We start from the raw sequence: 24,933 nt of genomic DNA, 5'->3' as shown, positions 1-24,933 counted from the left end.
TGGAAAAGCCTTCGGGCGATAATTAAATGGAAAAGTAATGAAAAGTAAACTCTATGCTAGCGCCCTTTGTGCGGCGACACTGTTTTCTTTGCCTGCTCTGGCAGCCGACAAAGAATTGTATTTCTACAACTGGTCTGAATACATTCCAAACCAAGTGCTAGAAGATTTCACAAAAGAAACTGGCATTAAGGTGATTTACTCCACCTATGAATCCAATGAAAGCATGTACGCCAAACTAAAAACGCAAGGTTCTGGCTACGACTTGGTTGTTCCCTCTACATACTTCGTATCAAAAATGCGTAAAGAGGGTATGCTTCAAGAGATCGATAAAGCCAAACTATCTCACTTTTCTGATCTCGATCCCAGCTACCTAAACAAGCCATTTGACCCTAACAACAATTACTCTATCCCTTATATCTGGGGCGCAACTGGCATTGGTATCAACTCTGAAATGATCGATAGATCTTCTGTCACTAAGTGGGATGACCTTTGGAGTGAAGAATGGCGAGGCCAGCTAATGCTAATGGACGACTCTCGTGAAGTCTTTCATATTGCACTGACAAAACTTGGCTACTCGCCAAATACAACGAATCCTGAAGAAATAAAAGCGGCTTATGAAGAGTTGAAAAAGCTAATGCCTAACGTCTTAGTCTTTAACTCAGATTTTCCTGCTAACCCTTATATGGCCGGTGAGGTGTCATTAGGCATGTTGTGGAATGGTTCCGCTTATATGGCTCGTGAAGAGGGCGCTCCAATTGATATTATTTGGCCAGAGAAAGGAACTATCTTCTGGATGGATAGCTTAGCCATTCCAACAGGTGCTAAGAATGTTGAAGCAGCCCACAAGATGATCAACTTCCTACTGCGTCCTGAAAATGCTGCTAAGATCGCTTTAGAGATTGGTTACCCTACTCCAGTGGCTACCGCTCATGACTTACTGCCGAAAGAGTTTGCTGAGAACCCTAACGTATACCCTCCAAAAGAAGCCTTAGAAACAGGCACTTGGCAGGATGAAGTGGGTGAAGCGAGCGTATTGTACGAAGAGTACTTCCAAAAACTTAAAGTTGAGTAAATCAGAAAAGGGCTTGTGATGTTCATTCGCAAGCCCTTTTCTTATGGCAACAAGACCTTTCATTTCCTAATCACTATTTGAACAGCTGCTCAGACACTATAAAACACAAACAACGTGTAGATGACTTTCAATAAATAAAAGCGTTATTAATCAAAAGAATAGAGCTTAAAATTTGAGAGTAAATAGATAAGAGCTAATCAACGGCTACAACCATTTGTTTAGTTTGGCGTAAAGTGGTCACATTAAATTCAAATTTATCCTTTAGACTGCACCTGTGTGTATTACAAAAGGCCTACCTTAATGTCTAAAGTGTCTCTCAACACTCTTTCTGCAATCTATAACTATGTAAATTTAGCGAAGAAGCTACGCGCAACATCCGGTGAAGTAGCCGTTAGGGATAGCCAAAAAATGATAGATACCGCTTTGGATCTGACTGACTTAGGGATAGGTAGTACCAACAAACAAGAGAATTTTGAGTCAAGTACACAGCTATTGTTGACGTTTCTAGAAGAAGAACTAGATAAGCGAAAGCTAAGATTCGATGTCTTAGAATAGACGACTTTCGTTGCAAATAAGTCGTCTATGGGTCAGCAAGCTAACGTTACAAATAACGCTATACCGACCTAAAAGTGCAAGTTGATAGTCAAACTGTATCAAAGCTTTATTTATTGGCTTTGTGCGGCTTTGACTAATGTTGCTAAGATAAAAACACCAAACAGCACATGTAAGTTAAGCGCCCATGCGATCATCGCAATAGTGAACGCGACAAATGTGCCACCTTGATTACCCCAAAACATCATTTTCTTGTTCATAACCCCACCGCCTATTTGCAGAGAAAAGTAACAAAATGGGTTAATAGGCTATCCGTTGGGCTTACTTAATATGCTTTCGGGTACATTATTATTGTGCAACAAAATCTCGACTAACACATTGATAGTGTTCACATTACTAACGGAACACTCTGCAGAAAGTAATAACGATTTGGCGCTAAAATTACTCTAGTTCCACCTGCGGTCTAAATAACATTTCATGAATAATGACATCTTCAGGGAGCTTAAGTAATCCTAATATTGTGCGAGCAACACTTTCTGGCTTCATATATTCAGGTCTTTCAGCCTCTCTAAAACTAGTATCTGTGCCCCCCGGAAGTAAGTTTGTTACCTTGATTCCAAATGGCTGAGCTTCTTTCATTAACACTCCAGTAAAACCGGAAAGACCTTGCTTAGTTGCTGTATATACAGACATTGTCTCACTAGCTCTCTTTGCGACGGTGCTTGTTACATTAAAAATGTATCCTGACTTTTGAAGCTTCATAACTGCTAGCGCTTGTTTGCACAATAACATTGGCGCTCTCAAATTAACGGCGTATTGCAAGTCTAATTCTTCAACGGAAAACTCATCTACTGGACATTTTCGAGAGTTCATCCCTGCATTGTTGATAAGTACGTCTAAGCCATTAAGCTCAGTGACAGCATGATTGAACATCTCTGTGACATTCGCGGATACGCTGAGATCATAGATGCCGATGTGACATCCCGTTAAAGCGTGCAATTCGATTAGCTTCTCTTTGTTTCGCCCAGTTGCAAAGACTTGATTTCCCTCTGAACACAACTGTTTTACTAGTTCAAATCCAATACCACTACTTGCACCTGTTACGATTACCTTCATCTTTTACTCCTCAATAGTCGTTCGCACCTAACCTCAATCTAACCTTTCTTCATATTCATTACACAATGGAGTGATGCGATATGTGTGGTTAAACGTAAGCAATTGAAACTCAGCCTGAAATAACAGAGAAATTGACAACGTCACCATCTATAAATGAACTTCTTCCCTATCTGTAACGCGCATAAAAAATGCCACCCGAAGGCAGCATTGTTTGATTATTGTGGTTGATTCAAATATCGAATCCAGTTCAGCGCAACTCGGTCCGATTTAATTTGGTTGGCTTTTTGAGCATGCTTGAGTGCCTGCTCTCGATTGCCTAAGCGATAATATGCTTCAACACTCGTTAACTCTCTTCTTGAGCTCTCTTCAACCTTATCTAACTGAGATATCGCCGTCTTATACTGTTTGTTTTGCATAAGCAATTGAATGTAAGACCAACGATAGTCGTTATCTTTACCGGATGCTCTAGCCCAAGCATTAAGCGACTCATCCCACTCTCTAGCTTTTTGCCAGTGCTGCGCTTCAATAGCAAGATCCTTCGCTTTTGCAGTATCGCCTTTGTTCAAATTATGAAATATTTGAGCCGACTTCTCTGGTACGCCTTGTTTGGAATAAAGTTGCGCCATCATTCTATATTGGTCTTTGGTTAGCTCAAATCCAGCTCTCTCATACTGCTTTAGTGTTGATAATGCTTGTTGGAAGTTCCCTATTCTTAAATACAGATTAAGTGTTTGTGTCCACCATCGTTCTGTTTCGGGCTCCAGTCCTCTTAATACTAATGTTGTTTTTAACGCATTATTCCATTGCTTCAAAGAAAGCTCTGCGCCCAAACGCAGATTCAATACTGACGTTGTCGTCTTACCACCAGCAGAGTAATAACTCTTCGATGCGTTTAACACTGATGTCCAACTTTCCATTTGATAGTTAGCTTGCCCGATACGAAGCCAGATCTGCTGAACCGTCTCAGGTTGCAAGGATTTCTGAGTTTGATTCTGAGAAATGACTTGATGGTAATTATCTAGCGCTTGGCTCATCTTGCCATTGGACAACTGAATATCCGCCAGCATGCGCTGAGTTTCGGTATGCTGCTCAGCAGGAAGCCCCTTAAGTTCAATAGAATGCGACAACGCCTTTTCAGCTTTCGCGCTTTCTTCTTCCTGCCAATACAAGATACCTAACATTCGTTGCACATATGAAGTATCAAAGGTTCTGCTAGAATCCACACTTTCTAGGACCTCGATCGCCTTTGTGTCATCGCCTTGGCTTTGCAATTCATAAGCTTGATGTACTCGATTAGCTGTAGATCGGCTAAGCTCTTGGGCATTCACATTTGAACCAAGAAAAATAGCCGTTAGCACGAGCATTATAAGTGATCTGTTCATCATTGCAGTTTGAACTCCAACTTCACGGTTTGACCTTCTCGAGGTGTTGCCTTGCCATTGACAACTAATGGTTGGTACTTCCAACGCTGTAGCGCTCTTGTCGCTTCTCTATCAAACACTCGCTTAGGCTCACTCTGCACCACTTCAATATTAATAGGATTACCTACTTCGTTGATGGTAAAGCTCATTACTACATAGCCTTCAATCTTGCGGCTCAGTGCTCTTGCCGGATATCTAGGTTCCATACGATGCAGTGGCATCACCTGTTGGTTTTGCGCAATCTTCATCGGGCCTGGATTTGAAATGGCTAACCCAGAAACCGCCGTATCCAACGCAACCTGAGGTAAATCTAAACTGTCTAACGATAATGCGTTTTCCGTGACGTGACTTGAATCAGTGACTTGAGTCTCCGGGGGTTGGGCTGGCTGCTCAGGCGGTTCTGGCAGTTGACGCTGACGGCGTTGTGTTTGGCTATCTTGCTCTACTTGCAACATGTCAAACCTGACTGTTGGCTTTTGATCAGGCAAAGAAGTCTTGCCCATATTCACCAGCCAAGTCATAAAGCCGAACACAAAAAAGGTCATCAAAATAGCAGCGGGGAGCGCAATGAATAATCGTTTCATCAAAAGTCTCTACTTTGCCGTTCAGTTTGGGGCTGCAGTAGCCAGTGCAATTTTTTCAATACCCGCACCTTTAGCTCCATCCATTACCTCGACAACTGTGCCATTAAAGGCAAACTTGTCAGCTTGGATCACTACTGAGGCATCTGGCTTGTCGATGATCATACTCTCTAGCGTTGCTTGCACTCGTTCAACATCTACCAAGCGTTTATCGATATACACTTGATTGGTATCTGTAATAGCAATGAAAATACCGGCATCTTTTTGACTGGTTGCGTGAGCCGCCTGAGGACGATTTACCTCAACGCCAGATTCACGCACAAAAGAACTGGTCACAATGAAAAAGATCAACATGATGAATACGATATCGAGCATCGAAGTCATATCCACTTGTGCTTCTTCATTACGCTCGCGGCGGCGTCCTAATCTCATAATATTAACCTTCAGCTATGAATTCGCAGCAGTCGCTCTAAGTGCAACTGTTTACGTTCTGCCAATCCATATAATCTTGAATAAACAAACATACCAACGAGTGCGGCAACCATACCCGCCATCGTTGGAATCGTGGCCATGGAAATACCTGCAGCCATTAGGCGCGGTTCGCTGTTTCCTTGGGCTGCCATCACATCAAATACCGAAATCATGCCAGTTACTGTCCCCAATAATCCAAGCATTGGGAATAGGGCTACAAGTACCTTCATTAAGGACAGTGAGCGTTTAAGGCTAGATTCCGATGCAGATAGCCATGCGCTTCTTTGGGATAGAGCGTACCAAGAATGGCGGTCAGTGCGCTGTTGCCACTTAAGCACCCAGTCATGCTGACTCTTAGGAAATACCCAAAAGAAGTACAAGATTCTATCTAAAACAAGTATCCAAAAAACCAACATCACAATGGCGAGCCACCACAGAACCGGACCACCTCGAAACATCAGTTCTTCAATAGAACCGACAAGGGGTACGTCTGATAGCATCGCCCAAATTGACGCAATGTCGTTCATTATGCCGTTGCCTCTTGTGCAATCTGGCTGTCAGTTGAGTGCTTGCGCTCAGCGCTTTGTGCAACCAAACCAACACCTTGTTTTTCAACAAGATTACGAATGCCTTCAGATAGGCTTGATAACAAGTTATGTACCAGAAGCAGTGGCATTGCCGCGATCAGGCCAAGTACGGTTGTGATCAACGCCATTGAAATACCACCTGCCATAATACGAGGGTCAGCATTGCCAAATTGAGTAATGGTCTGGAAAGTATCAATCATCCCTGTCACAGTACCAAGTAGGCCAAGCATAGGTGCTAGCGCCGCTAATAACTTGATGGTAGAAATACCTTGCTCTAGGGTTTCTTGTTCGTCCATTACCGCTTCTAATAAACGAAGCTCTAGTGCTTCGATCGTTGGGCTTTGATCTTGTTTATGAACCAACATAACCCTGCCAAGTGGGTTGTCATCCGAAGGTGACTCAACATCTTTTAACTGCTTGGTTATCTTAGATTTGATAGACATCAGTATTACAGCACGATAAAGACCTATCAAAAGACCAACAAGTAGCAAACCAAGAATGATTTTACCTACTAGGCCACCTTGCTCAATACGCTGCATTACTGTTGGGTTGTTAGCTAATTGTTCCAACAAAGCACCACGTGTGGCATCAATGGCAACCACTGGCATTTCAGCTCTCATATCCGTGTTGAGAGTCAGAGCCTGTTTTGGCTGCACAGTATAAGACGTAGCGATTTGTTTATCTGAGTTCCACACTAGATAACCATTGTCATCCGCCAATGCGAATGCACCCATACGCAACACTTGCTTGTGCTCTATCTCACCTGAACCACCCACGAAAGGTACATTGATAATAGTCGCCTGTGAACTTACCCTGATCTGATGAACATAAGACTGCCAAAGGCCATATAGCTGGTCTTTAGAAGGGATAGACTTTGCAGCAATGATGTCATTGATAGTTGCCACATCTTGCTTAAGTCCAATAGAGGCAACCGAACGCTCTTGCTCTAACTGAACGTCTTTTGCCGATTGACGAACGACACCAAAGATCTCGCCCAAACTGCCCGTGGCTAAGGTCAGTTCTTTCTCTTTTTCGGAAAGCTTTTGCTCATTGTCTTGAAATTGAGCACTGAGCGAATCTATAGACTTGTTAAGATCTGAGCGCTGCTTTACCAATGCATCATATTGGCTTTGAAGCTTCTTTTCTTGAGAAGAAAACTCAGCTTCTCGTTGTTTATTATGCTGCTGCTCTGTTGCTTTCGCTGTTGCTGTGTCATTAAGAAGCGATTGGCTGGCATAAGTCGGAAGTACAAATAGTACTGACGCTAACACTAGGCTGATTTTTGCTAGGTGATGTTTCATCGACTATTTTTCCTCACCCGTTACTGTTTCAGACGCCGTGGTTTCAGACTTAATGGTTTCAAACTTAGTGTTTTCAACAAGCGTCAGCGAAATCGGCAACTCAAGAATACTTGGTGACGCTTGCTTCGCTGCTATATCAAATGCTTTATCAATCTCGCGACCCACACTACCATTTTGTAACACCCATTGGTTGCTATTGTCATCCCACGCCCAATAGCGTTGACGATCATTTGAGCGTGCAACTAAAGAAACGCGACCTATATAGAGTTGCTCTGCAATGATAGGCTTTCCGTCGACTTCAATGGTGCCTGAATAAGCGCCCATTTTAGTCCCGTAGTCCATTTCAATCTGATAGGCCTCCAAAATACGACGGTATTTTTCAGCGTCACTCACATCAGCTTGAGTCATCATTTCATTCAAGCTATCTAGGCGTTTAGCTCTAGCTTCAGTGCGGATTGGGCGATCTTCAGCATTGAGCTTTTCAAGGCCTTCTAGCATCTCGTACATCAAAGGCACAATGCTTTGGCGAGTATCATCGATTTGAGAAAGCTGCGCATCAAACCCTTCGAGCTCTTTACCTTGGCTTGCGATCAAACCTTCAAGGTGCGAGTTATAAACAGAAAGGTTATGAACTTCCTGCTTAATCCCTGCTATGTCCGCTTCTAGCTGCATCGCCTTATCACTGCTGTTTGCAACGCGATTTTGGGTCTTTGCTGCACGTTGCGTTATCTGCGTCTCAATATTTTGAGATTTTTGCAATGTTGCCTGTTCATTGGCCATAGACAAAGAACTCGTCATGGATAGACCTGCAACAAGCAGATATCGCATTCTTGTGTGGTTCATAGGTTTCTCGTAAATCTGTGATTTAGCTAATTGTCACTAATGTAATCTAAAGTGAGACTCATTCTCAATGAGATTAATCAATTATTGTTAATAATTTTTGATATCTCAGGTACCATCTCATCGATTAAGTAGTTGATGGATAGTGGACTGTAAAAAGAGAATGCTCCTCCTACCATGTCGCCGGTAAAATACTCTCGTCCATCACGATGAAACGGCATGCGCTTTCGAAATGCGACAGTACTTGCAGAATCTATATCTTTCTCTTCACCCAACCAGATAACGACATCTGTCTCTAAAAGGTTTAGTCGCTCTTCACTAAAAGAGGCATAGAAACTGTTACCGGCTAATTCATCAAAAGGCCTAGGGATAAGGAACCCTAGTTCAGTCAAGAATTTAGAACGTAGATCTTTACTTGCATAGGCGCCCGGTTGCTTGTTGTAATAGAACGCGACCACCGCTGTTTTTCCCTTAAATTCAGGATGAGCGGCTTTCACACCATCTAAGCGGGCAACGATATTCTGTATGTTTTCTTTTGCTTGAGCTTCTAAACCAACCGCTTGGCCTATCATTTGATGCTTTTCGTTCCATGGCATCATCCAATCGGCATATTCACCTGACTGAGCCAAAGTCGGAGCAATCGTTGATAATTGCTCGTATTCACGCTGATTCATTCCAGAAGATACGCCCACAATAAGGTCTGGTTTTAAGCTTGCGATCTTTTCATAATCATATGAAGTGCCCTTAAGAACTACGGGTTTTGCGTCTCCAAGTTCATCTTGAGCCCATGGCCAAACGGCATAAGGCTGGTTTCCGTACCATTCACGCGTCGCCAATGGCTTAATACCTAACGCCAACAAATCATCTTGATCGCTCACACCCACAGAGACAATTCGAACGGGTTGTTTGTTGATCTTAGTGACACCAAATTTATTTTGAATTTCCAAAGGGAAAGACAGTAATTGAAATGACAATAAAGTCATACATAATCCCAAGATCCCATTCTTCATATTTCTAATTATCCTTTGATTTCTTAATGAGCAAATATGCAAATAATGGCGCACCAATAAGAGAAGTCACTAGCCCTGCTGCTACCTGAGTTGGAGCAAATAACGTCCGACCAATAAGATCGGCTACTAACACCAGTAAAGCCCCTACCAAAGCAGAGTTGATTAAATGATTGGTTGAACCACTTTGACTCAAACCCCTCGCTAGGTGAGAAGCAATCAATCCCACAAACCCAAGGGGACCGACGATAGCCGTTGCTAATGCAGCACCAAAAACAGAGACTATTAGTAAAACCAGCTGCACTTTAGTAATTGCAATACCTAAGCCAATAGCAACCTCATCGCCCAATAAAATAGCATCCAAACGCCTGCCATTATAAAGCGAAGCACATAAGACAAGAGCTAAAACCACAACAAGTAAAGACACGTCGCCCCAACTTGCAGTATGCACACTACCCGCCAACCAAGTTAAGGCTGACATGGCACTTTGAACTTCACCATAAGTTAGAAATACAGAGGTAACCGCACTAACGAAGGCGGCTATGCCAATACCAATAAGAATAAACTTTAGATTGTGCGACTGCCCGCTAAGAGACTGGATAAGAAACGCCACACCCAGTGAGCCGGCAAACGCTATCACTTCTCGCCAATGGATAAGCGCCTCTGGGAACAACATAGTTGCAATAACTACGGTCAAAGCTGCTCCTTGGCTTATTCCTATCAAGCTTGGATCGGCAAGCGGGTTTCGCGTAATACCTTGTAGAATTGCTCCTGACAATGCAAACAAAGTACCGGCTAATATCGCGACTAAAGTTCGAGGTAAGCGAAAATCAAACAGTATAGACGCGGACTGACTAGAATCAGGGGCAAGTATTAACCCCGCGACCTTAGACAATGAAAGGTCGTAGCTACCCATGCTTAAGCTTGCGCCAAACAAAATGGCCAAAATAAACATTAGAGCAACCGTCACCGCGACTGCTTGTGCATTGCATAGAAACGACATGCCTAGGCGTGAAGTGCGAATGACTTTTAGTTCCATTATCGAACCTTCACTTTAACTAGCAAAACAAACAATGGAGTACCAAGTAAAACCGTAATAAGCCCAGTTGCTATTTCTTGAGGTTGGATTAGATATCGAGCCAAAGAATCGACCACCAACAAGTAACCCGCACCCACTACGATTGAGCATGGAACAATAACTCGGTAGTCCGCTCCAACGAGTATGCGAACTACATGAGGAATCACGAGGCCGATAAACCCTAGGGGGCCAGCAAGAGCGACTGAAGCGGCTGTTAACACAACCACACACACTAGTAATTGCCACCTTCGTCTATTTACGTTGATACCTAAACCTGTAGCGATATGCTCCCCCATAGACATAGCCGTAATCGTTGGTGACAATACAATTGCTCCCACCAGACCTAGCAAAATCCACGGTAAGCACCACATTAAACTTTCAAGATTACTTCCAATGAGTGAACCTACTAACCAAACTCGCATCTGCTCGAATGTTCGCTCATCAAATAAATTAAACAAGGAAAGTAGCGCTACAGTGAAAGCGGTGTACGCTGAACCGGCAAGAATTAGACTTAGCGGTGAGGCTCCACCTCTGGTTCGAGAAGCAACAGTCCATACAATAATGGCGCTCACTGTCGATCCTATGGCAGCAACAACCGGTAGCCAAATTAGAAAGCTCTGGCCAAAAATACTCATAAAAATAACAACAGCCAATGCTCCGCCAGACATCATTCCAAGTAGGCTTGGATCAGCTAACGGGTTGCGCGTAACGCCCTGCATCACTGCACCTGAAACAGCTAAGCTCGCACCGACAGCTGCCGCAACTAATGCTCTAGGGAGACGCAACTCCTGAATAATCAAATGAGTGAAGTTATCCTCATCATAAGCAGTTAAAGCTTGAAACACCTCTGAAAAAGACACGTTTTGTGTGCCAATAGACAAGTGCCAAAAAAGAGTCAGAACAAAACCTGCAGTGATAAGACAAAGGCTGGCAACAAACCTAACATTCATTCTAGGCATCAGGTGTTTCTCTGAGGTACTGCTGTAGGTATGCAAATCTTGCTACCTGTTTCTGGTTCTGTGAATACCTTAGCTTGCAGGCCAAATACCTCAAATAGGTTTTGATCCGTGAATACTGCTTCAGGCGTACCCTGAGCATAGATTTCGCCATTTTTAACCATTACGAGATGATCGGCATACGAAGCAGCTAGATTGAGTTCATGGAGCACAACCACCAAAGTTCTACCATAATCATGAGCGAGTCGACTCAGCAAAGAGAGCAAATCGACCTGTACTTTCAAATCTAGATACGTCGTTGGTTCATCGAGTAAAATAATATCGGTTTGTTGAGCAAGCACCATTGCAATCCAACAACGTTGCCTCTGCCCTCCTGACATTTCACTGATTGGACGATCTTGAAGCTCTTCCACATTAGCCATTTGCATCGCTTCTAAGACCGCTTCCTCGTCTTCAGAGCTCCATTGTTGGAAAAAAGACTGATGGGGATAACGCCCTTGTGCTACTAACTGCTTAACCGTTAAACCTTCAGGCGCAATAGGCCCTTGAGGCAATAGTGCCAATTGCTTCGCTACTGATTTGGGGTTCTGTTTATTAATATCCTCGCCATTAAGTAGTATTTTGCCACTCATGGGTTTAAGCACCCTTGCCATACACTTCAATAGCGTTGATTTACCACAGCCATTAGATCCGATAAGTATGGTCAACTTACCCGGTTTGATATCTAGATTGACGTTTTTTACTACAGGTTGAATTTTTGCAGATGAGCCATAGCCAACAGACAGTGCCTCAGCTGTAAAAGTAACCTGATTAGATGAAGTTAGTTTTTCCACTTATGCTTTCTTTTGTAGTGTTTTATTGCTTTGCAATCTTGGGCAATCAGAGCAAAGCGCCCCACCCTCAACTCTATCTGCGAGGCAACAACTGCGCCTTACACGAACGATAGGCTCATTTGCACTTGAAACAATGGTATTCCATATCGAATTGGGTAGCTTCAACCCTTCAATCCAAAATCGCAGTTGCTCCAGTAACGTTGCGCTTGCTGTGCTTGGGGACATACGTTGCAAGTTGATCAAATTACCAAGCAGGTTGTCCGCTAAAAGTTGGTTAGAAAAATTCGTAGAACACCGCGTTACCTCATTGAGTCGTTTTCTGTAATCAGAAAACAATGCCTCTAAATTAATAGAGACGCGTGAGATAAGAGACTCGACATTGTCATGCTGTAGAGTTTGCGTTTGAATCTGGAAACCAGTGATAAGACAAGAAGACGCTTTCTGATAGAAGTGTTCAAAAGAAGGAGCAACTCCCGATTGATACACCGCGACAAATGCTATAGCCAGAGGTTGCCAACACAATAAATCCCAGGTACGGGTCGCCCAGTAAACTCGCCCAGCATCTGGATATGCTTGTCGTATGCTGTCATAGAGAAATTGTATTGATTCTAACTCATCTCCACACGAAGAAATCCAAAGTTCGCCTTTAGCGAACTTTGGTTCAAGAAGAGATTGACCATCAAGATAGGGTGATAAAGCTCTACAGTTATCAAGTAAACCCTGCATCGGGCTTACTTGATGTACTTGAACTGCCCCACCTGAGGTATCAGAACTCGCTCTCAACATTAGAAGTTGTAGTTAAAGTTCAGTTCTACTGTACGCTCAGCGCCGTACCAGCAGTTATTAATGTCATAACAAGTATAAGTGTCTTCATCAAACAAATTGGTTACGACTAGGTTTGCCGTCGCGTCAGTCATCGACTCAGATAAGTAACTTAAGTCATAACCGAATGACAAATCAGCAACGATGTAATCTGGAACCTTACCTTGAGTATTCTCGGCGTTTACTTCCATCTCTCCCATATAGCGGACACCAGCACTCGCTCGAGTACCGCTTAATGCGCCGTCATAGAAGAAATAATTTGCCCATACGCTCGCTGCATGTGTTGGAACATAGATAGGAGTAGTTCCAACTAAATCAGGATTCACGTCTTCTGTTACTTCTGCATCGGTATATGCGTAAGCCGTCGTAATATCCAAACTATCCGTAGCATACCAAGTCCCCTCAAATTCAACACCTTGAGAAACAATTTCACCCACTTGGATCTTAAATGGGTAATTGTTTGCATCAGGCAGTAGAGAGTCTTCTTTAATGATATGGAAATAAGACATAGTGAATTGCTTCGACATATCCATAGAAAGATATTTCAAACCAACTTCAAATTGTTTACCAATCTGAGGGTCAAAGCTATTACCACTTGAATCGGTACCAGCTGCTGGTTCAAAACTTGTAGCATAACTAAGGTATGGTGAAAAACCATTACCTAGTTCATATAAGCCACCAACACGATATGAGAAATTACTGTGGTCAGCTTCAAAGTCCGTTCCATAAGAGGTTTCATCAGACGTATAATTGTCATATCGACCACCCGCAATTAACACAAGGTTATTAATTCTAATTTGATCTTGTAGATAAACACCAATTTGCTCTAGCTCAATACTATTATCGAATTCAGTACCTGTGCCAAGGTTGTTTCTATCAATGTAATCATTATTTGGATTAAAAATATTAACGACATAAGTTTTGTCGTAGTAAGTCGTATCTAACATCGAACCTTTTTGACGTTGGTAATCAAAACCAAACAAAGCGTTGTGTTCTACATCACCCGTCATGAAAGTCTTCGACAACTGATTATCGATAAAGAAACCTTTGTGGTCTTGATCAATACTATATGCAGTCATGTCATTAAGATCACCCGTCATTGTATCTACTTGCGTATAATAGGTATCTTCACGGTAAGTAGATGCATCTATGTATCGAGCGTTCTGTAGGAAATTCCAACCATTGCCAAAATCATGATTGATTTTATAGCCAACCATTAACACCTCACGTTCAAACTTACTCCAATCATCTGCCCCCACAAACGTAGATGGCGATGTAGAGCCTTGAGGTGAATCTATGAACATACCAACCGCAGGTAATGAAGAGTCTAACCCTAGTGAAGGATCATTTTGGTAGTAAAGATTGAAGTTAATCAAAGTGTTATCAGATACCTGCCAGTCGACAGATGGTGCAATCACATAACGCTCTTCTTCAATAGAATCAACTTGGCTATCTTGTTTACGAGCTAGGCCAATAAAACGATAAGAAAAATCGCTAGTCCCAATCTGACCAGTAGAATCAATCGATGCTTCCATTAGATTACGTGAACCCGTAGCAACACCAACGTCAGTGCTCGATTCAGTTTGTGGAGATTTGGCTATCATATTCACCATACCCCCTGGCGCCATTGAACCATAAAGAACAGACGTTGGGCCTTTGAATACTTCAACTTGCTGAACTGCTATTGGATCAATTTGAGGTTGAAGGAAACCGTATGAAGCTGGTAGTGATAAACCATCGTAATAGTTAGTAGAAACGTCAAAGCCACGAATTCTGAACGTGTCGTACATGCTTACCGAGCCGCCTCTTTGCTCTGCCACAACACCTGGCGTATAACGCAAGGCTTGATTCAAGGTTTTAACGCCGTGTGCTTCTAAATCTTCACTGTCAATAACATTTATCGCCTGCGGTGTTTCCTCAGGTTCAAGAGACGTTTTAGTTGCCGTGTTTCGATAGGTCTTACCTAGAACTGAAATAGTTTCAATATCTTGAGTTTGTTCTGTTTTTGCAGAAACAGAGGTTGAGCTTAGCATCCCAGCTATAACAGAAAGGGCTATAAGGTTTGGTTTAAAAGTTTGAGTTAGCATCTTTATCTGAGTCACACTTGATTATATTATCGCCAATACAAATGATAATTAGTCACATTTGCATTCAATTTCGAGCATCATAAAGTCACTTGCAATGTTTTGCAACAGAAGAAAAGTGATGCTGAAAATGAGCAATAAGAGACTGATTGCACTTAGAGTTAGAGCAACAACATAAGTCGAATGGCAATAACTAACTGTTATGCATTATTAAAATGAACATGATGGAGCAAGAGGCCGACCCAATATTAGCAAGCACATTTAGTCGCGAATGGATGGGCTAGTAGCAACTAAACACAATTGTTACCTATTTGATAACAAGGGTGTTTTTTATACAGATGATGGGCCATCACATACCGCTAGTGGAAGCATTCCGCGTATCTACTGGAACAACCACCGGAATGTCGTTCTAGCTCGGAATATTAAATTATCAAAAGTGACCCTCTATTTGCTTAATACCAATCACATTAAATGAGCCGTTATTTACTACAATTGCTATCAATCACTCTTGACCTCTACCACCTAAACAAGGTTTAATTGCGCCCCTTTTTTCATAGCATTCACTGGTCTTTGGAGGACACATGGCAATTGGTTTTGATTACGGTACGGCGAACTGCTCTGTTGCGCATATTATTGATAACCAAGCAATCCAAATTCCACTCAGCAATGGCGACAAATACATCTCGTCAACTCTATGTGCTCCTACTTCTGAATCAGTATCTGAATACCTTTATCGCCGTAAGCAAATTATGCCTATGACACAGCCTGGTGAAGCCGTGTTACAACGTGCTATTCGAGCTAACCGAGAGGAAGGCATTGACGTTATGGAAGAAGAAATTCTGTTTGGGCAATCGGCTTTGGATCTATACCTAGAAGATCCAAAGGATGTGTATTACATCAAATCTCCAAAGTCTTTCTTAGGTGCTAGGGGATTGCGTGATGTGCAGCTTGCCTTCTTTGAAGACTTAGTATGCGCCATGATGGAAAACGTGAAATCTCAAGCAGAGCTATCTCTTGAAAGAGCAGTTGAAGATACCGTTATAGGCCGACCTGTAAACTTTCTTGGTCGTGGTGGAGAAGAGTCAAATCAGCAAGCACAAGACATATTACTTAGAGCTGCGACCAGAGCTGGCTTTAAGAACGTTGAATTTCAATTTGAACCGGTTGCAGCGGGACTCGACTACGAGAGCACATTAACTTCTGACCAAAACGTATTGGTGGTTGATATCGGTGGTGGTACAACCGACTGTTCTATGATTCAAATGGGACCATCTTGGCTTGGTAAAAGCGATCGAAAAGAGACTCTACTTGGCCATACTGGGCAACTTGTAGGGGGTAACGATCTCGATATCCATATTGCTTATAAGCAATTTATGACTGAGTTCGGTAAGGGTAGCCGAAAACAATCAGGTCTAGAAATACCAATCAGTCAATTTTGGCATTCTATTTTGATTAATAATGTTCAGGCTCAACGAGACTTTTATGGGAAAGAAAACCTAGCCCTACTCAGACAACTTCATCGTGAAGCCTGTGAGCCCGCTAAGCTTTCGCGAATGATTGAAGTGCACCAAGGAGCCCTTGGCTACGGCATTGTGTCTCAAGCAGAAAATGCCAAGATTGCCTTGTCAGACAGTGATACCTATCTCGCCAAGATAAAACTTCTTAGTGAGATGGTAGAGATTCCAGTGTTGAAACAAGAGATGGAACAAGCCATTGAAGTGCCAAAAGAGAAGATCACTAAGTTGGTTTTGGAAGCAGTTCAGCAATCGCAAACCACTCCAGACGCAGTATTCATGACCGGTGGCTCAGCTCGCTCAGTTGTACTAAGAAACGCAGTACAAACAGTATTACCAAGTGTACCTGTCGTGAGTGGTAATTACTTTGGGTCTGTTACTGCTGGCTTGGCACGCTGGGCTAATGTGTGTTTTAGATAGCCTATAAATACACATCACTTTTGAAAGCCTTCCAAATTCGGTCTAGACTTAGCTTTTAAGGCTAAATAGTTCTCATTTGCGAGGGATAATATGAATTTAAAGCCTATACAATTTGTGATTTTAGGTGTCATAGTTGGCTTCTTTATGAATAATCTTTACCACATATCACAAGAAGCCAGAGCGGCCGATAAGATCGCCAAGCAAAGTGTTTCTCTCTTCTCAAACTGTTCTGGCGATCAGAAGCGATCTTAGCCTCAAGTTGCTGTTGGGGTAAATCAAGATTCAGGAAATCGTTGCTTAAAGCGATACGATTGCAGACTACGCCCAATAATCAAAGTAAGTAACCACATCCAAGAAAAAGCCCCGCCAGACTCATCGCCAAACACGGTATCTTCTTCATCAGGTGTGTAATTTTCACGATCAAATTCAGTGACAATAATCTTAGGCAACTCTCGTCCTGCTAGTACGTCTGCAATCCAACCTCGATACTCAGCTACTTCAGTATAAGCTGACGAATAGTCAGAGTCAGGGTTCCCACATTGAGTCGGGCCATAACTGGTTATCCCAACTTGGATGTATTGATTCCCGTTATACCAGTAGAGAGGACCACCTGAGTCGCCCCCACAGGTAGAGTTAAGCAAGTCTGTATCAGGGCTATAATCTCCAATTAGACAGAGTTGTTTACTGCTTATCCCAGCTGATGAACAATCAGACCTGGAAAGCAATCTTTGAGTTGTGCCCTGCAAGTCATCCGAGCCATCTGTTCCAGAACGTGTGTAACCATGGCCAATCGTAACCATCTCAGTTCCCACCGCGTCATAGGACGAGATGTCGCTCATAGAGGCTAAAGTAACATATGCTGAAGTGTCTACGGGTAAGGGAGTTTCTAACTTAACAATAGCAATATCGTCAGGCCAACTTTGAGCCTCACTGTCAACAAAAGTATCTGGGTAATAAAACTCACTACCGCGAATTAACGAAATGCTGCCGTTAAGAACCTGATCTTCGTTTTGTAACTGAGGCGCAATAGAAGTGTAAGTATAGTAATAAGAATCGCCCTCTATGCAGTGGGCTGCTGTAAGAACGTGGTACTCATCGAGAATGGTGGCTCCACAATAGTTTTGATACAAGCCAGACGTCTCTAATTGGTCAAAATAGAGGCTAGAGAACGACGGGAACGTTTGTATCGAAACTGAAATTCCATTGATAATATACGTACTTGCCCCTTCATCGGTTGCCACTGCGTGAACCGACCCAAGCGAAACGACTGCACATGCCGCCAATCTAAATGCTTTATGCATACCCTACTCCATCAATTAGTACTCTCTGCCTAGGTAGTTCCATTACCCAGTGATTTTGCCTTGTTAATAAGGGTTATCATCAGTCAGCTATTAAACTTGTCTCACTGCAATTGCATGTGAGTTCATCTTCAAATATAGCTTTTTTGAAATAGCTTTGCAGTACTAAGTTTTACTCATTTCTTGCAACAAAGTTCAGTTACCCTTCTACAAAATTAACTTTAAGAAAGGGTATCCTGGTATCACCAATTAATGTTTCCTAGACTAATCCCTGATTTTTCATGGCATTAGCTTGGTAGAGTATGAGTTTGGTTTTTCAATATGACGATATACATGAACTTCATCGACAAGCTCACCTCAAATCAACCGTTCATCCATAAATTTTCTCGTGATGACAAGAAGCTTCAATCTAAGGCAAAGCGACTCTGTTTTGAGCTCAACAACTCTCATCCTGATGATACAGAGCAAAGACAAACGCTATACAAAGAGTTGTTTGGTACCGTGACATCTTTCATGAACATTGAGCCTCACTTTCGCTGTGATTATGGATTCAATATTCACTTCAAAGGCTTTGCGCTTCTCAACTATAATTGCGTAATTTTAGATACTTCGACTGTCAATATTGGCGCCAACGTCATGATCGGGCCAGGCAGTGTGCTCGCTTGTGTTGAACATGCGATCGACCCATATCAACGTTCGGCTGTCGGGTTATATGCTTCGAGCCCTATTACCCTGCATGACGATGTGTGGCTCGGAGCAAACACCACCGTCTGTGGTGGTGTCACTATTGGTAAAGGAAGCATTATTGGCGCAGGTAGCGTGGTCACCAAAGACATCCCTGCGGGAGTCATCGCTGTCGGTAACCCTTGTAAAGTCATGCGAGAGATTACAGAACAGGATAAATGGGAGTATCACGATTTAAGCCCCCTCGATTTTTAATTGTGATTTCCTCATAACTTGGCACAGCATTGCATTATCCCAATTAAGTCATAATACCAACCACTTTTTCATGAACATAAAAAAACGCAGTCGCTCGAAAGCGACTGCGTTTTTATTAGGAGTGTTGATAAATTACTTATCAGCACGTCCCATAAATGCTTTGTCAGTGGTGTTCACTCGAACCTTTTCTCCACCAGCAATGTACTCAGGTACTTGAATAGTCAAACCTGTAGACAGTGTCGCAGGCTTAGTACGTGCAGCTGCTGAAGCACCTTTGATTGAAGGGTCAGTCTCAACAATTTCAAGCTCAACAACTGAAGGTAATTCAAGAGCCACTGGACTTCCATCAACTAGCAGTACGTAGATGCCTTGCGTTTCTTCATTAATGAATTGAAGTTCTTCTTCAATGCTCTCTTTATTAAAGTTGTATGGAGTGTAATCTTCACTGTCCATAAACACGTACTCATCGCCATCGATGTAAGAGAAAGTAGATGGGTGACGGCTGAAATCTGCTAGGTTAATGATTTCATCGGCTTTAAAGCTTTCGTCTGCTTTTGCGCCTGTCGCCACATCATACATACGCATGCGGTATAGACTTGCACCTGCACGACCACTTGGCGTTAGTTTGTTGATTTCTTTAACGAAGTACACTTTACCGTTGTGCTCAATCGCAGCACTTTTTTTGATTTCACTTGCCTTAGGCATTGTTGTTCCCTTGTCTCAATTAGGATCTTTTAAGCAGAGTATACAAGGACAATTGGGGTTGATCATCCAATACTGCTCTCAAGGCGGTAAAACTGTGTTTAAAGTATCTTAATACACATAAAAACAAAGAGCGCCCAAATAGAAGCGCTCTAAAAGTCAGTATTACATCATTCTAATTCAAAGATTATCCAAACGAATATGACTGTTCTTAAGGTCATCGCGAGTAATACCCTTTCCGCCATTCATGCCATTGAAATGACGTAAAACTTCAGTGATAGCCTCAATAGAGGCAAGTAAGTCACCAGTGTGCGCAGACTCTGAGGAAGTATGCATATTACGAATAGGGTAACCAATTGAAATAGAAGCACTATCGACACCTGCAAGCGCTGCAGCCATGCCATCTGTGCCCATATCACGGCCAGAAAAATCCAATTGGAACGGGATGCCTTTTTCACGACACAAAGTATCAAACACCTGAACCAAGTACTCTGAAGCGACAGAACCACGACCGATAGTAAACCCTTGACCCATTTTCAGCGGATTCATGTTACGGCCACCAATACCAGGAGCCGCTTCGTAGTCATGATTTACATCTGTTGCAATCAATACATCAGGCTTAAGCTCACCCACGACTTGAGTTGAGCCAAAACGACCAATCTCTTCATGAGTCGCAATAGTGTAAAGTACTCGCACATTGTCTAGGCTTTCAGAAGCAAGAGTACGAGCCACCTCTGCTACAGAAAAACAGCCTAAGCCGTTGTCAAGATAGGCTCCAAAGAAGGTATCTGCGCCAACACCTCGTTTGATAGGACGATCAAGGAGGATTGGGTCTCCCACACGTAAGCCAAGTGCTTCAACTTGTGCTTTGCGATCCTCACCATGCATTTGCAGCTCTAGATAGATAGACTCAGGCTTAATGCCCTGCTCACCAGTACGTTGTGATGGCGTAGAGAAGTGAATAGCACCTAGCGCCTCTACCGTTCCACCCTTAATCACCTTATAAGTGCCTAGTTTTTCAGGGTTTTGGCAGAAGACTTGAACTTCATGGCCAATCAAGGTCGTCGGCAAAAAAGAATCCGTGTTGATCCAAACCTTACCGTCACTATCAATCTTGCGCACTTGCATACGAATTTTATCAGCATGGCCTACGATCATGACACTAGTGAGATCATCACGACCAGGATGAGAATCAAATACGACGCTCGCGTTACCCTTGAACTGATGAATACCCCAGCCTTCAGGCATAAAAGATTCAAATTCAGGCTTGATCACTCCATAGCTCATTGCCGCTTCAAACCCAATAGGGGAAGGTGCAGACAGTACTTTAGACATAAATTCAAACTGGTGTTGTGGCATCGGCTGTGCCCAAGGCTGAGCGTTTTTGCTTTCTGAAGTCATTTGGTCATTCTCACATCCATTTACTATTGGCAGTTAAACTAATGCCTGAGACCAATGAATTCAAGGGATTTACAAATGTTAGTAAGCGCGAAATGAAACTGGGCTCATAAATGAGATCAGCAAGATACGAGGAAAAATTGGAAATTTGGTATGGGGATTGAGTAACGTAAAAATGACATTCTTATTAACTCAAAGCGTTCTGGATCACGAAAACGGCTTGAGTCTAAGACATTACAGTAGAGCTAAGTATTTGTAATTAGCTAACTTTTTTAAATTTAGTACTATTTTCTGTACACTTTTTTTGGAACCAAAAGCGTTTACGACCGATAGAACGAGACATAAATATCCTTAATTTTTATACGACAGAACCTTTCCTGAGAAATTTGATTCAACATGGAAATAGTTAAGCTTATTTAATATTTATATTGATGTAGCGAAGGAAATAACTAACTTGACGACATTTACATTTTGCAGATGTGAGAGAGGTTTTTTATTTACGGTGTTACGATATAAATTATAGAGTTATGAATTAATAGTAGTAAGTTGGCGCAGACAGCGAAGCTATCTGCGCCGACAAAAACTTAGATAGCTACTACGTCAGCAGCTTGAAGGCCTTTTTGACCTTGCTCTACAGTGAAAGACACTTTTTGGCCTTCAGCTAGAGTCTTGAAACCTTCAGATGCGATAGCACGGAAGTGAACGAATACGTCTGCACCGCCGTTGTCTTGAGTCAAAAAGCCGAAACCTTTCTCTTCGTTAAACCATTTTACGATACCAGTAGTTTTGTTAGACATTATGTGTCCCTTATTTTTAAATCATTTATTTTCGCAATATTGCGATACACTGAAATTTTGAATTATTGAATGCTACGATGAAGCTAAGGAAACACTGAGGATGACAACAATAACGAAGAAATACTGAGGGTTTTGCTTTTACTTTAAATTTCATTAATAACTCTGAATCACAGAGTGAAAGTGGATAATACACCAATAAAACAAGCTGTAAAGCATTATTTTGCATATGTAAGCCTAATTTTCACACGCAGCCCTATTTTCTGATCTCAGTACGGTCTAATACTTTCTTTAACTTGCTAGGACACTTCTTTGCTATTCGTGCAATTGGTTTCCGCCGTTTGGCCGGCTTTGCGTAGGCCGTGAAATGCAATATTTTTAAATAAACCTCATTATCAAGGTGGTTATCATTGCACAACGTAAAAACAGCGTCCCGATACGATCAATCTGGAATGCCGTTACGCTAGAGTTTTACGAAATTGACCTTTGAAACGTTCATGGTTAAGAGGCAAACTGAAAGCTAGCGTCACACACTCTAGTGTTTAACGCTAGCACTAACATTTAGTACTTATAAATCGCAAAATAATAAGGCGGTAAGTACTCACTAAGCGCCTCTCCAAACATCAACCGTGCTGTCTGAGATTCAGGTAAGCTTGGAGCTAACACCACTTCAGAACTCAGATTGACAATCACTAAATAGGTGCAGCTATCACCCTGACGTTGATATGCAATAATCGGATCGGCGGTCTCGTGCAGTGAGGTATCACCCGTTTTTAATGTCTCTGAACCCAACCTGAATTCAATCAGCTGCTTATAAAATTGCAAAATAGACTCGGCATCTTGTTCCTGAGATTTTACGTTTATCGTACTCTTGTTCTCATTCACCTTTAGCCAAGGCGTAACTTTACTGAAACCCGCAAAGGTGGAGCTATCCCACTGCATCGGCGTTCGACTATTATCTCGACTGGCTTTACTTACCAATGCCAAAGCTTGCTCACTTGATAAGCCGTTCTCTAATTGCTCTTGAAATTTAGCAATGGTATCAATGTCATCATAATCAGAAATCTCATCAAAATAGCAGTTGGTCATACCTATCTCTTCACCTTGGTAGAGGTATGGCGTTCCATGTTGAGTAAGATTGAGTACTGCTAACGCTTTTGCTGCTTGTAGCCAAAACTCACCATCATCACCGTAAAGCGATACTTGACGTGGTTTATCATGGTTAGAAAGAAAGTTGGCGTTCCAAGCGCCCTGTCTTTGAACCTCAATACGAACCTTAATTTGATCTTTGTAATACTGGTTCAAATTTTCGTGAAATACTTCGATTTCTGGTGGTGTGAATACAATTGCCATTTGGAATTCGTTTCGTGAAGGGAGTACATAATCCAACAACTCACTGGTACCTCTCGCATTGATCTCTCCAACACTGAGAACATCACGTGTGTGTACCTTACTCATCAGTTTACGTAGGTGTGTATGCCCTTTCGGTCGATTCACACACGCCTCTGTGGCAAAGGTGCCATTGGGTGCATCTTCGATACCTGACTTATCTAAAAATGAAATCGCGTCAACTCGAAAACCATCCACTCCCTTATCCAACCACCAGTCCACCATTCGTTCAATTTCAGAAACGAGATCAGAACATTCCCAGTTAAGATCAGGTTGCTTTTTGCTAAAAGTGTGTAGATAGAATTGTTGGCGAGACTCACAATAATCCCAAGCAGACCCACCAAATACTGACTTCAAATCATTAGGTTTGTCAGCCCAATAGAAGTAATCAGCATATGGTCCTGTCTTTGATAGTTTTGATTGCTCAAACCACTCATGCTCATCCGAGCAATGATTGATCACTAAATCCATGACCAACTTCATGCCTCGTTGATGGCACTCTTCGAGTAACAGGTCGAAGTCTTGCATAGTGCCAAATTCAGCTAAAATGGTTTGATAATCACGAATATCGTATCCATTATCATCGCAAGGAGAGTCGTAAACTGGACTTAGCCAAAGAGTGTTAATACCCAATTGTTCAAGATAATCGAGTTTTGAGCGAACACCATTGATGTCACCAATGCCGTCGTTATTTGAGTCTTTAAAACTACGGGGATAGATCTGATAAACGATCGCATCTTTAACCCAAGTATTCATAATCATGCTCCATAAAAATAATGAGCGATAATCATGATTTGTCTCCGGGGGAGCGATAATCGTGATTTGTCTCTAAGGTTGGCTAGAGTTAGCCTTTAAGCAAAAGATAATAAAGGGGAATGCTTCTTGTGTCACGCAGCCAATTCACAATTACATAAACCGTACTGCCTGTCCTAGGAATTTCAGCAACATAGAGTATATTTGATAGTGTCTTGTAATAAAAATAGAAGTGATGGCTATGGTTTTAACTCGATTAATTTATATCAGTACCCTTTCTCCGACCTGTGATACCCACACTTTGGACGACATACTCGCTATTTCCCGTAAACATAATCAACAAAACCATCTAACCGGCCTTCTCAGTCACAATAACAAGTATTTCTTACAATGCTTAGAGGGCTCAAGAGAAGCTGTAAACTCAACCTATAACCGCATCCTCGACGATGAAAGACACGACAATGTTCAGATTCTCTATTTTCAAGAGATCCACACAAGAGCCTTTGGTGATTGGTCTATGGGAGACATCCCCGAATCTTACCTTACTGCTCTAATAAACCTTCAATTTTCCAGCACACCAGATTTCAATCCATATGAAATGTCCGGAGAAAGTGCTTTTCAAATGTTACTTGAACTTAAACAACGATTACCATCAGAGTAAAACGAGTTTAGAACCTCAACTGCAGTCCTAATTCTATCGTTGCATCTTGAGAGACCTTAACACCTCTAGGCCTTACTCTAATGTGACTAGATATACAACTCAGGCCAATAATGCCGAGTTGTAGGCTTTTATCGAACACTAGTTGAAGGTTCAGAAAGTCCTTTTCGTGTATACCTAAAGAATATCGAAATTCATATTTACGAGAACAATGATGACGTTCCAGTGTTAAACCAAGGCAATTATTGGTCTAGTATGAAATTAAAAATAATTATCATAAAATAATTAGTACAACTCCTAACTTCCTGATTAATCTCTAATTCATAATTACGCAGTGAAATAACTCA

General features: G+C 42.1%; 24 protein-coding genes. 5 read left to right on the top strand and 19 right to left on the bottom strand.

The genetic code is table 11. The annotated features are described in order from the left end of the window. Positions 1 to 37: 37 nt before the first annotated feature. Positions 38 to 1,072 carry an extracellular solute-binding protein gene (locus OCU48_RS13460; RefSeq protein WP_141346443.1) on the top strand — a complete coding sequence of 345 codons (1,035 nt, stop codon included), beginning with the start codon at positions 38 to 40 and terminating at the stop codon, positions 1,070 to 1,072. A gap of 300 nt (positions 1,073 to 1,372) precedes the next feature. After that, the gene (locus tag OCU48_RS13455; protein ID WP_141346444.1) at positions 1,373 to 1,627 is read left to right on the top strand and encodes a hypothetical protein; all 255 of its coding nucleotides are present in this window, start codon (positions 1,373 to 1,375) and stop codon (positions 1,625 to 1,627) included. A 110-nt stretch (positions 1,628 to 1,737) separates the two neighbouring features. Here OCU48_RS13455 and OCU48_RS13450 read toward each other — a convergent pair whose 3' ends face one another. The 14 genes from OCU48_RS13450 to OCU48_RS13385 all read right to left on the bottom strand — a co-directional run bounded on the left by OCU48_RS13450 (position 1,738) and on the right by OCU48_RS13385 (position 14,724). Next, positions 1,738 to 1,884, bottom strand: coding sequence for a hypothetical protein (locus tag OCU48_RS13450; RefSeq protein WP_167496213.1), 147 nt, complete (start codon positions 1,882 to 1,884; stop codon positions 1,738 to 1,740). A 181-nt stretch (positions 1,885 to 2,065) separates the two neighbouring features. Next, on the bottom strand, positions 2,066 to 2,740 hold the full coding sequence (locus OCU48_RS13445; RefSeq protein ID WP_141346445.1) for an SDR family oxidoreductase: 675 nt from the start codon (positions 2,738 to 2,740) through the stop codon (positions 2,066 to 2,068). A gap of 215 nt (positions 2,741 to 2,955) precedes the next feature. Then, the gene (locus tag OCU48_RS13440) at positions 2,956 to 4,125 is read right to left on the bottom strand and encodes a tetratricopeptide repeat protein (protein ID WP_141346446.1); all 1,170 of its coding nucleotides are present in this window, start codon (positions 4,123 to 4,125) and stop codon (positions 2,956 to 2,958) included. Beyond that, the gene (locus OCU48_RS13435) at positions 4,122 to 4,745 is read right to left on the bottom strand and encodes an energy transducer TonB (RefSeq protein WP_141346447.1); all 624 of its coding nucleotides are present in this window, start codon (positions 4,743 to 4,745) and stop codon (positions 4,122 to 4,124) included. The genes OCU48_RS13440 and OCU48_RS13435 overlap by 4 nt, the downstream gene beginning before the upstream one ends. Before the next feature lie 21 nt (positions 4,746 to 4,766). Continuing rightward, entirely contained in the window at positions 4,767 to 5,174 is a 408-nt protein-coding gene (locus OCU48_RS13430; RefSeq protein WP_141346448.1) for an ExbD/TolR family protein, read from the bottom strand. 11 nt (positions 5,175 to 5,185) lie between these two features. Beyond that, the gene (locus tag OCU48_RS13425; RefSeq protein WP_141346449.1) at positions 5,186 to 5,740 is read right to left on the bottom strand and encodes a MotA/TolQ/ExbB proton channel family protein; all 555 of its coding nucleotides are present in this window, start codon (positions 5,738 to 5,740) and stop codon (positions 5,186 to 5,188) included. Beyond that, a complete protein-coding gene (locus OCU48_RS13420; protein WP_141346450.1) occupies positions 5,740 to 7,101 on the bottom strand; it encodes a MotA/TolQ/ExbB proton channel family protein in 1,362 nt (453 codons plus the stop codon). The genes OCU48_RS13425 and OCU48_RS13420 overlap by 1 nt, the downstream gene beginning before the upstream one ends. Positions 7,102 to 7,104: 3 nt before the next feature. Next, the gene (locus OCU48_RS13415) at positions 7,105 to 7,944 is read right to left on the bottom strand and encodes a DUF3450 domain-containing protein (protein WP_141346451.1); all 840 of its coding nucleotides are present in this window, start codon (positions 7,942 to 7,944) and stop codon (positions 7,105 to 7,107) included. Between the two features lie 77 nt (positions 7,945 to 8,021). Beyond that, on the bottom strand, positions 8,022 to 8,924 hold the full coding sequence (locus tag OCU48_RS13410) for an iron-siderophore ABC transporter substrate-binding protein (RefSeq protein WP_167496214.1): 903 nt from the start codon (positions 8,922 to 8,924) through the stop codon (positions 8,022 to 8,024). Positions 8,925 to 8,955: 31 nt separating this feature from the next. Further along, the gene (locus OCU48_RS13405) at positions 8,956 to 9,987 is read right to left on the bottom strand and encodes a FecCD family ABC transporter permease (protein WP_141346453.1); all 1,032 of its coding nucleotides are present in this window, start codon (positions 9,985 to 9,987) and stop codon (positions 8,956 to 8,958) included. Further along, entirely contained in the window at positions 9,987 to 10,985 is a 999-nt protein-coding gene (locus tag OCU48_RS13400; RefSeq protein WP_208727187.1) for a FecCD family ABC transporter permease, read from the bottom strand. Before OCU48_RS13400 ends, OCU48_RS13405 begins: the two co-directional genes overlap by 1 nt. Further along, the gene (locus OCU48_RS13395; RefSeq protein WP_208727189.1) at positions 10,985 to 11,815 is read right to left on the bottom strand and encodes an ABC transporter ATP-binding protein; all 831 of its coding nucleotides are present in this window, start codon (positions 11,813 to 11,815) and stop codon (positions 10,985 to 10,987) included. Before OCU48_RS13395 ends, OCU48_RS13400 begins: the two co-directional genes overlap by 1 nt. Continuing rightward, a complete protein-coding gene (locus OCU48_RS13390; RefSeq protein ID WP_167496215.1) occupies positions 11,816 to 12,541 on the bottom strand; it encodes a siderophore ferric iron reductase in 726 nt (241 codons plus the stop codon). Between the two features lie 59 nt (positions 12,542 to 12,600). Continuing rightward, positions 12,601 to 14,724 carry a TonB-dependent siderophore receptor gene (locus OCU48_RS13385; protein ID WP_141346455.1) on the bottom strand — a complete coding sequence of 708 codons (2,124 nt, stop codon included), beginning with the start codon at positions 14,722 to 14,724 and terminating at the stop codon, positions 12,601 to 12,603. A 578-nt stretch (positions 14,725 to 15,302) separates the two neighbouring features. Between OCU48_RS13385 and yegD the strand changes: the two genes are divergently transcribed. Beyond that, positions 15,303 to 16,655, top strand: coding sequence for a molecular chaperone (gene yegD, locus OCU48_RS13380; protein WP_141346456.1), 1,353 nt, complete (start codon positions 15,303 to 15,305; stop codon positions 16,653 to 16,655). Positions 16,656 to 16,930: 275 nt separating this feature from the next. Here the strand turns inward: yegD and OCU48_RS13375 are convergent, their stop codons facing one another. Then, complete coding sequence (locus tag OCU48_RS13375) at positions 16,931 to 17,956, bottom strand: S1 family peptidase (RefSeq protein ID WP_141346457.1); 1,026 nt, start codon at positions 17,954 to 17,956, stop codon at positions 16,931 to 16,933. 318 nt (positions 17,957 to 18,274) lie between these two features. On the opposite strand from OCU48_RS13375, the gene OCU48_RS13370 reads away from it, so the two are divergent. Then, entirely contained in the window at positions 18,275 to 18,892 is a 618-nt protein-coding gene (locus tag OCU48_RS13370; protein WP_244312354.1) for a sugar O-acetyltransferase, read from the top strand. 132 nt (positions 18,893 to 19,024) lie between these two features. On the opposite strand, the gene efpL is transcribed toward OCU48_RS13370, so the two are convergent. From efpL to OCU48_RS13350, 4 genes are all read right to left on the bottom strand, one after another. Continuing rightward, a complete protein-coding gene (gene efpL / locus OCU48_RS13365; RefSeq protein ID WP_141346458.1) occupies positions 19,025 to 19,597 on the bottom strand; it encodes an elongation factor P-like protein EfpL in 573 nt (190 codons plus the stop codon). Between the two features lie 177 nt (positions 19,598 to 19,774). Next, positions 19,775 to 20,995, bottom strand: coding sequence for a M28 family peptidase (locus OCU48_RS13360; RefSeq protein WP_141346459.1), 1,221 nt, complete (start codon positions 20,993 to 20,995; stop codon positions 19,775 to 19,777). Between the two features lie 581 nt (positions 20,996 to 21,576). Beyond that, complete coding sequence (gene cspE / locus OCU48_RS13355) at positions 21,577 to 21,789, bottom strand: transcription antiterminator/RNA stability regulator CspE (protein WP_017029860.1); 213 nt, start codon at positions 21,787 to 21,789, stop codon at positions 21,577 to 21,579. A 558-nt stretch (positions 21,790 to 22,347) separates the two neighbouring features. Further along, positions 22,348 to 23,931, bottom strand: a complete 1,584-nt coding sequence (locus OCU48_RS13350) for a glycoside hydrolase family 13 protein (RefSeq protein ID WP_141346460.1) — start codon at positions 23,929 to 23,931, stop codon at positions 22,348 to 22,350. A 238-nt stretch (positions 23,932 to 24,169) separates the two neighbouring features. Here OCU48_RS13350 and OCU48_RS13345 point away from each other — a divergent pair, with 238 nt between their 5' ends. Further along, entirely contained in the window at positions 24,170 to 24,589 is a 420-nt protein-coding gene (locus OCU48_RS13345; RefSeq protein ID WP_208727191.1) for a BLUF domain-containing protein, read from the top strand. The last annotated feature ends 344 nt before the right edge of the window (positions 24,590 to 24,933 follow it).

Origin of the sequence: Vibrio inusitatus (assembly GCA_024346935.1) — a bacterium.
In the GTDB taxonomy this organism is placed as follows: Bacteria; Pseudomonadota; Gammaproteobacteria; order Enterobacterales; family Vibrionaceae; genus Vibrio; species Vibrio inusitatus.
Note: the sequence above shows the minus strand (reverse complement) of the source record. Positions and strands in the feature narration are given on the sequence as shown.

Coding starts and splice junctions, on each gene's coding strand:
- OCU48_RS13460 (WP_141346443.1), top strand. CDS start 38: ATGAAAAGTAAACTCTATGCTAGCGCCCTTTGTGCGGCGACACTGTTT.
- OCU48_RS13455 (WP_141346444.1), top strand. CDS start 1,373: ATGTCTAAAGTGTCTCTCAACACTCTTTCTGCAATCTATAACTATGTA.
- OCU48_RS13450 (WP_167496213.1), bottom strand. CDS start 1,884: ATGAACAAGAAAATGATGTTTTGGGGTAATCAAGGTGGCACATTTGTC.
- OCU48_RS13445 (WP_141346445.1), bottom strand. CDS start 2,740: ATGAAGGTAATCGTAACAGGTGCAAGTAGTGGTATTGGATTTGAACTA.
- OCU48_RS13440 (WP_141346446.1), bottom strand. CDS start 4,125: ATGATGAACAGATCACTTATAATGCTCGTGCTAACGGCTATTTTTCTT.
- OCU48_RS13435 (WP_141346447.1), bottom strand. CDS start 4,745: ATGAAACGATTATTCATTGCGCTCCCCGCTGCTATTTTGATGACCTTT.
- OCU48_RS13430 (WP_141346448.1), bottom strand. CDS start 5,174: ATGAGATTAGGACGCCGCCGCGAGCGTAATGAAGAAGCACAAGTGGAT.
- OCU48_RS13425 (WP_141346449.1), bottom strand. CDS start 5,740: ATGAACGACATTGCGTCAATTTGGGCGATGCTATCAGACGTACCCCTT.
- OCU48_RS13420 (WP_141346450.1), bottom strand. CDS start 7,101: ATGAAACATCACCTAGCAAAAATCAGCCTAGTGTTAGCGTCAGTACTA.
- OCU48_RS13415 (WP_141346451.1), bottom strand. CDS start 7,944: ATGAACCACACAAGAATGCGATATCTGCTTGTTGCAGGTCTATCCATG.
- OCU48_RS13410 (WP_167496214.1), bottom strand. CDS start 8,924: ATGACTTTATTGTCATTTCAATTACTGTCTTTCCCTTTGGAAATTCAA.
- OCU48_RS13405 (WP_141346453.1), bottom strand. CDS start 9,987: ATGGAACTAAAAGTCATTCGCACTTCACGCCTAGGCATGTCGTTTCTA.
- OCU48_RS13400 (WP_208727187.1), bottom strand. CDS start 10,985: ATGCCTAGAATGAATGTTAGGTTTGTTGCCAGCCTTTGTCTTATCACT.
- OCU48_RS13390 (WP_167496215.1), bottom strand. CDS start 12,541: ATGCAGGGTTTACTTGATAACTGTAGAGCTTTATCACCCTATCTTGAT.
- OCU48_RS13385 (WP_141346455.1), bottom strand. CDS start 14,724: ATGCTAACTCAAACTTTTAAACCAAACCTTATAGCCCTTTCTGTTATA.
- yegD (WP_141346456.1), top strand. CDS start 15,303: ATGGCAATTGGTTTTGATTACGGTACGGCGAACTGCTCTGTTGCGCAT.
- OCU48_RS13375 (WP_141346457.1), bottom strand. CDS start 17,956: ATGCATAAAGCATTTAGATTGGCGGCATGTGCAGTCGTTTCGCTTGGG.
- OCU48_RS13370 (WP_244312354.1), top strand. CDS start 18,275: ATGACGATATACATGAACTTCATCGACAAGCTCACCTCAAATCAACCG.
- efpL (WP_141346458.1), bottom strand. CDS start 19,597: ATGCCTAAGGCAAGTGAAATCAAAAAAAGTGCTGCGATTGAGCACAAC.
- OCU48_RS13360 (WP_141346459.1), bottom strand. CDS start 20,995: ATGACTTCAGAAAGCAAAAACGCTCAGCCTTGGGCACAGCCGATGCCA.
- cspE (WP_017029860.1), bottom strand. CDS start 21,789: ATGTCTAACAAAACTACTGGTATCGTAAAATGGTTTAACGAAGAGAAA.
- OCU48_RS13350 (WP_141346460.1), bottom strand. CDS start 23,931: ATGAATACTTGGGTTAAAGATGCGATCGTTTATCAGATCTATCCCCGT.
- OCU48_RS13345 (WP_208727191.1), top strand. CDS start 24,170: ATGGTTTTAACTCGATTAATTTATATCAGTACCCTTTCTCCGACCTGT.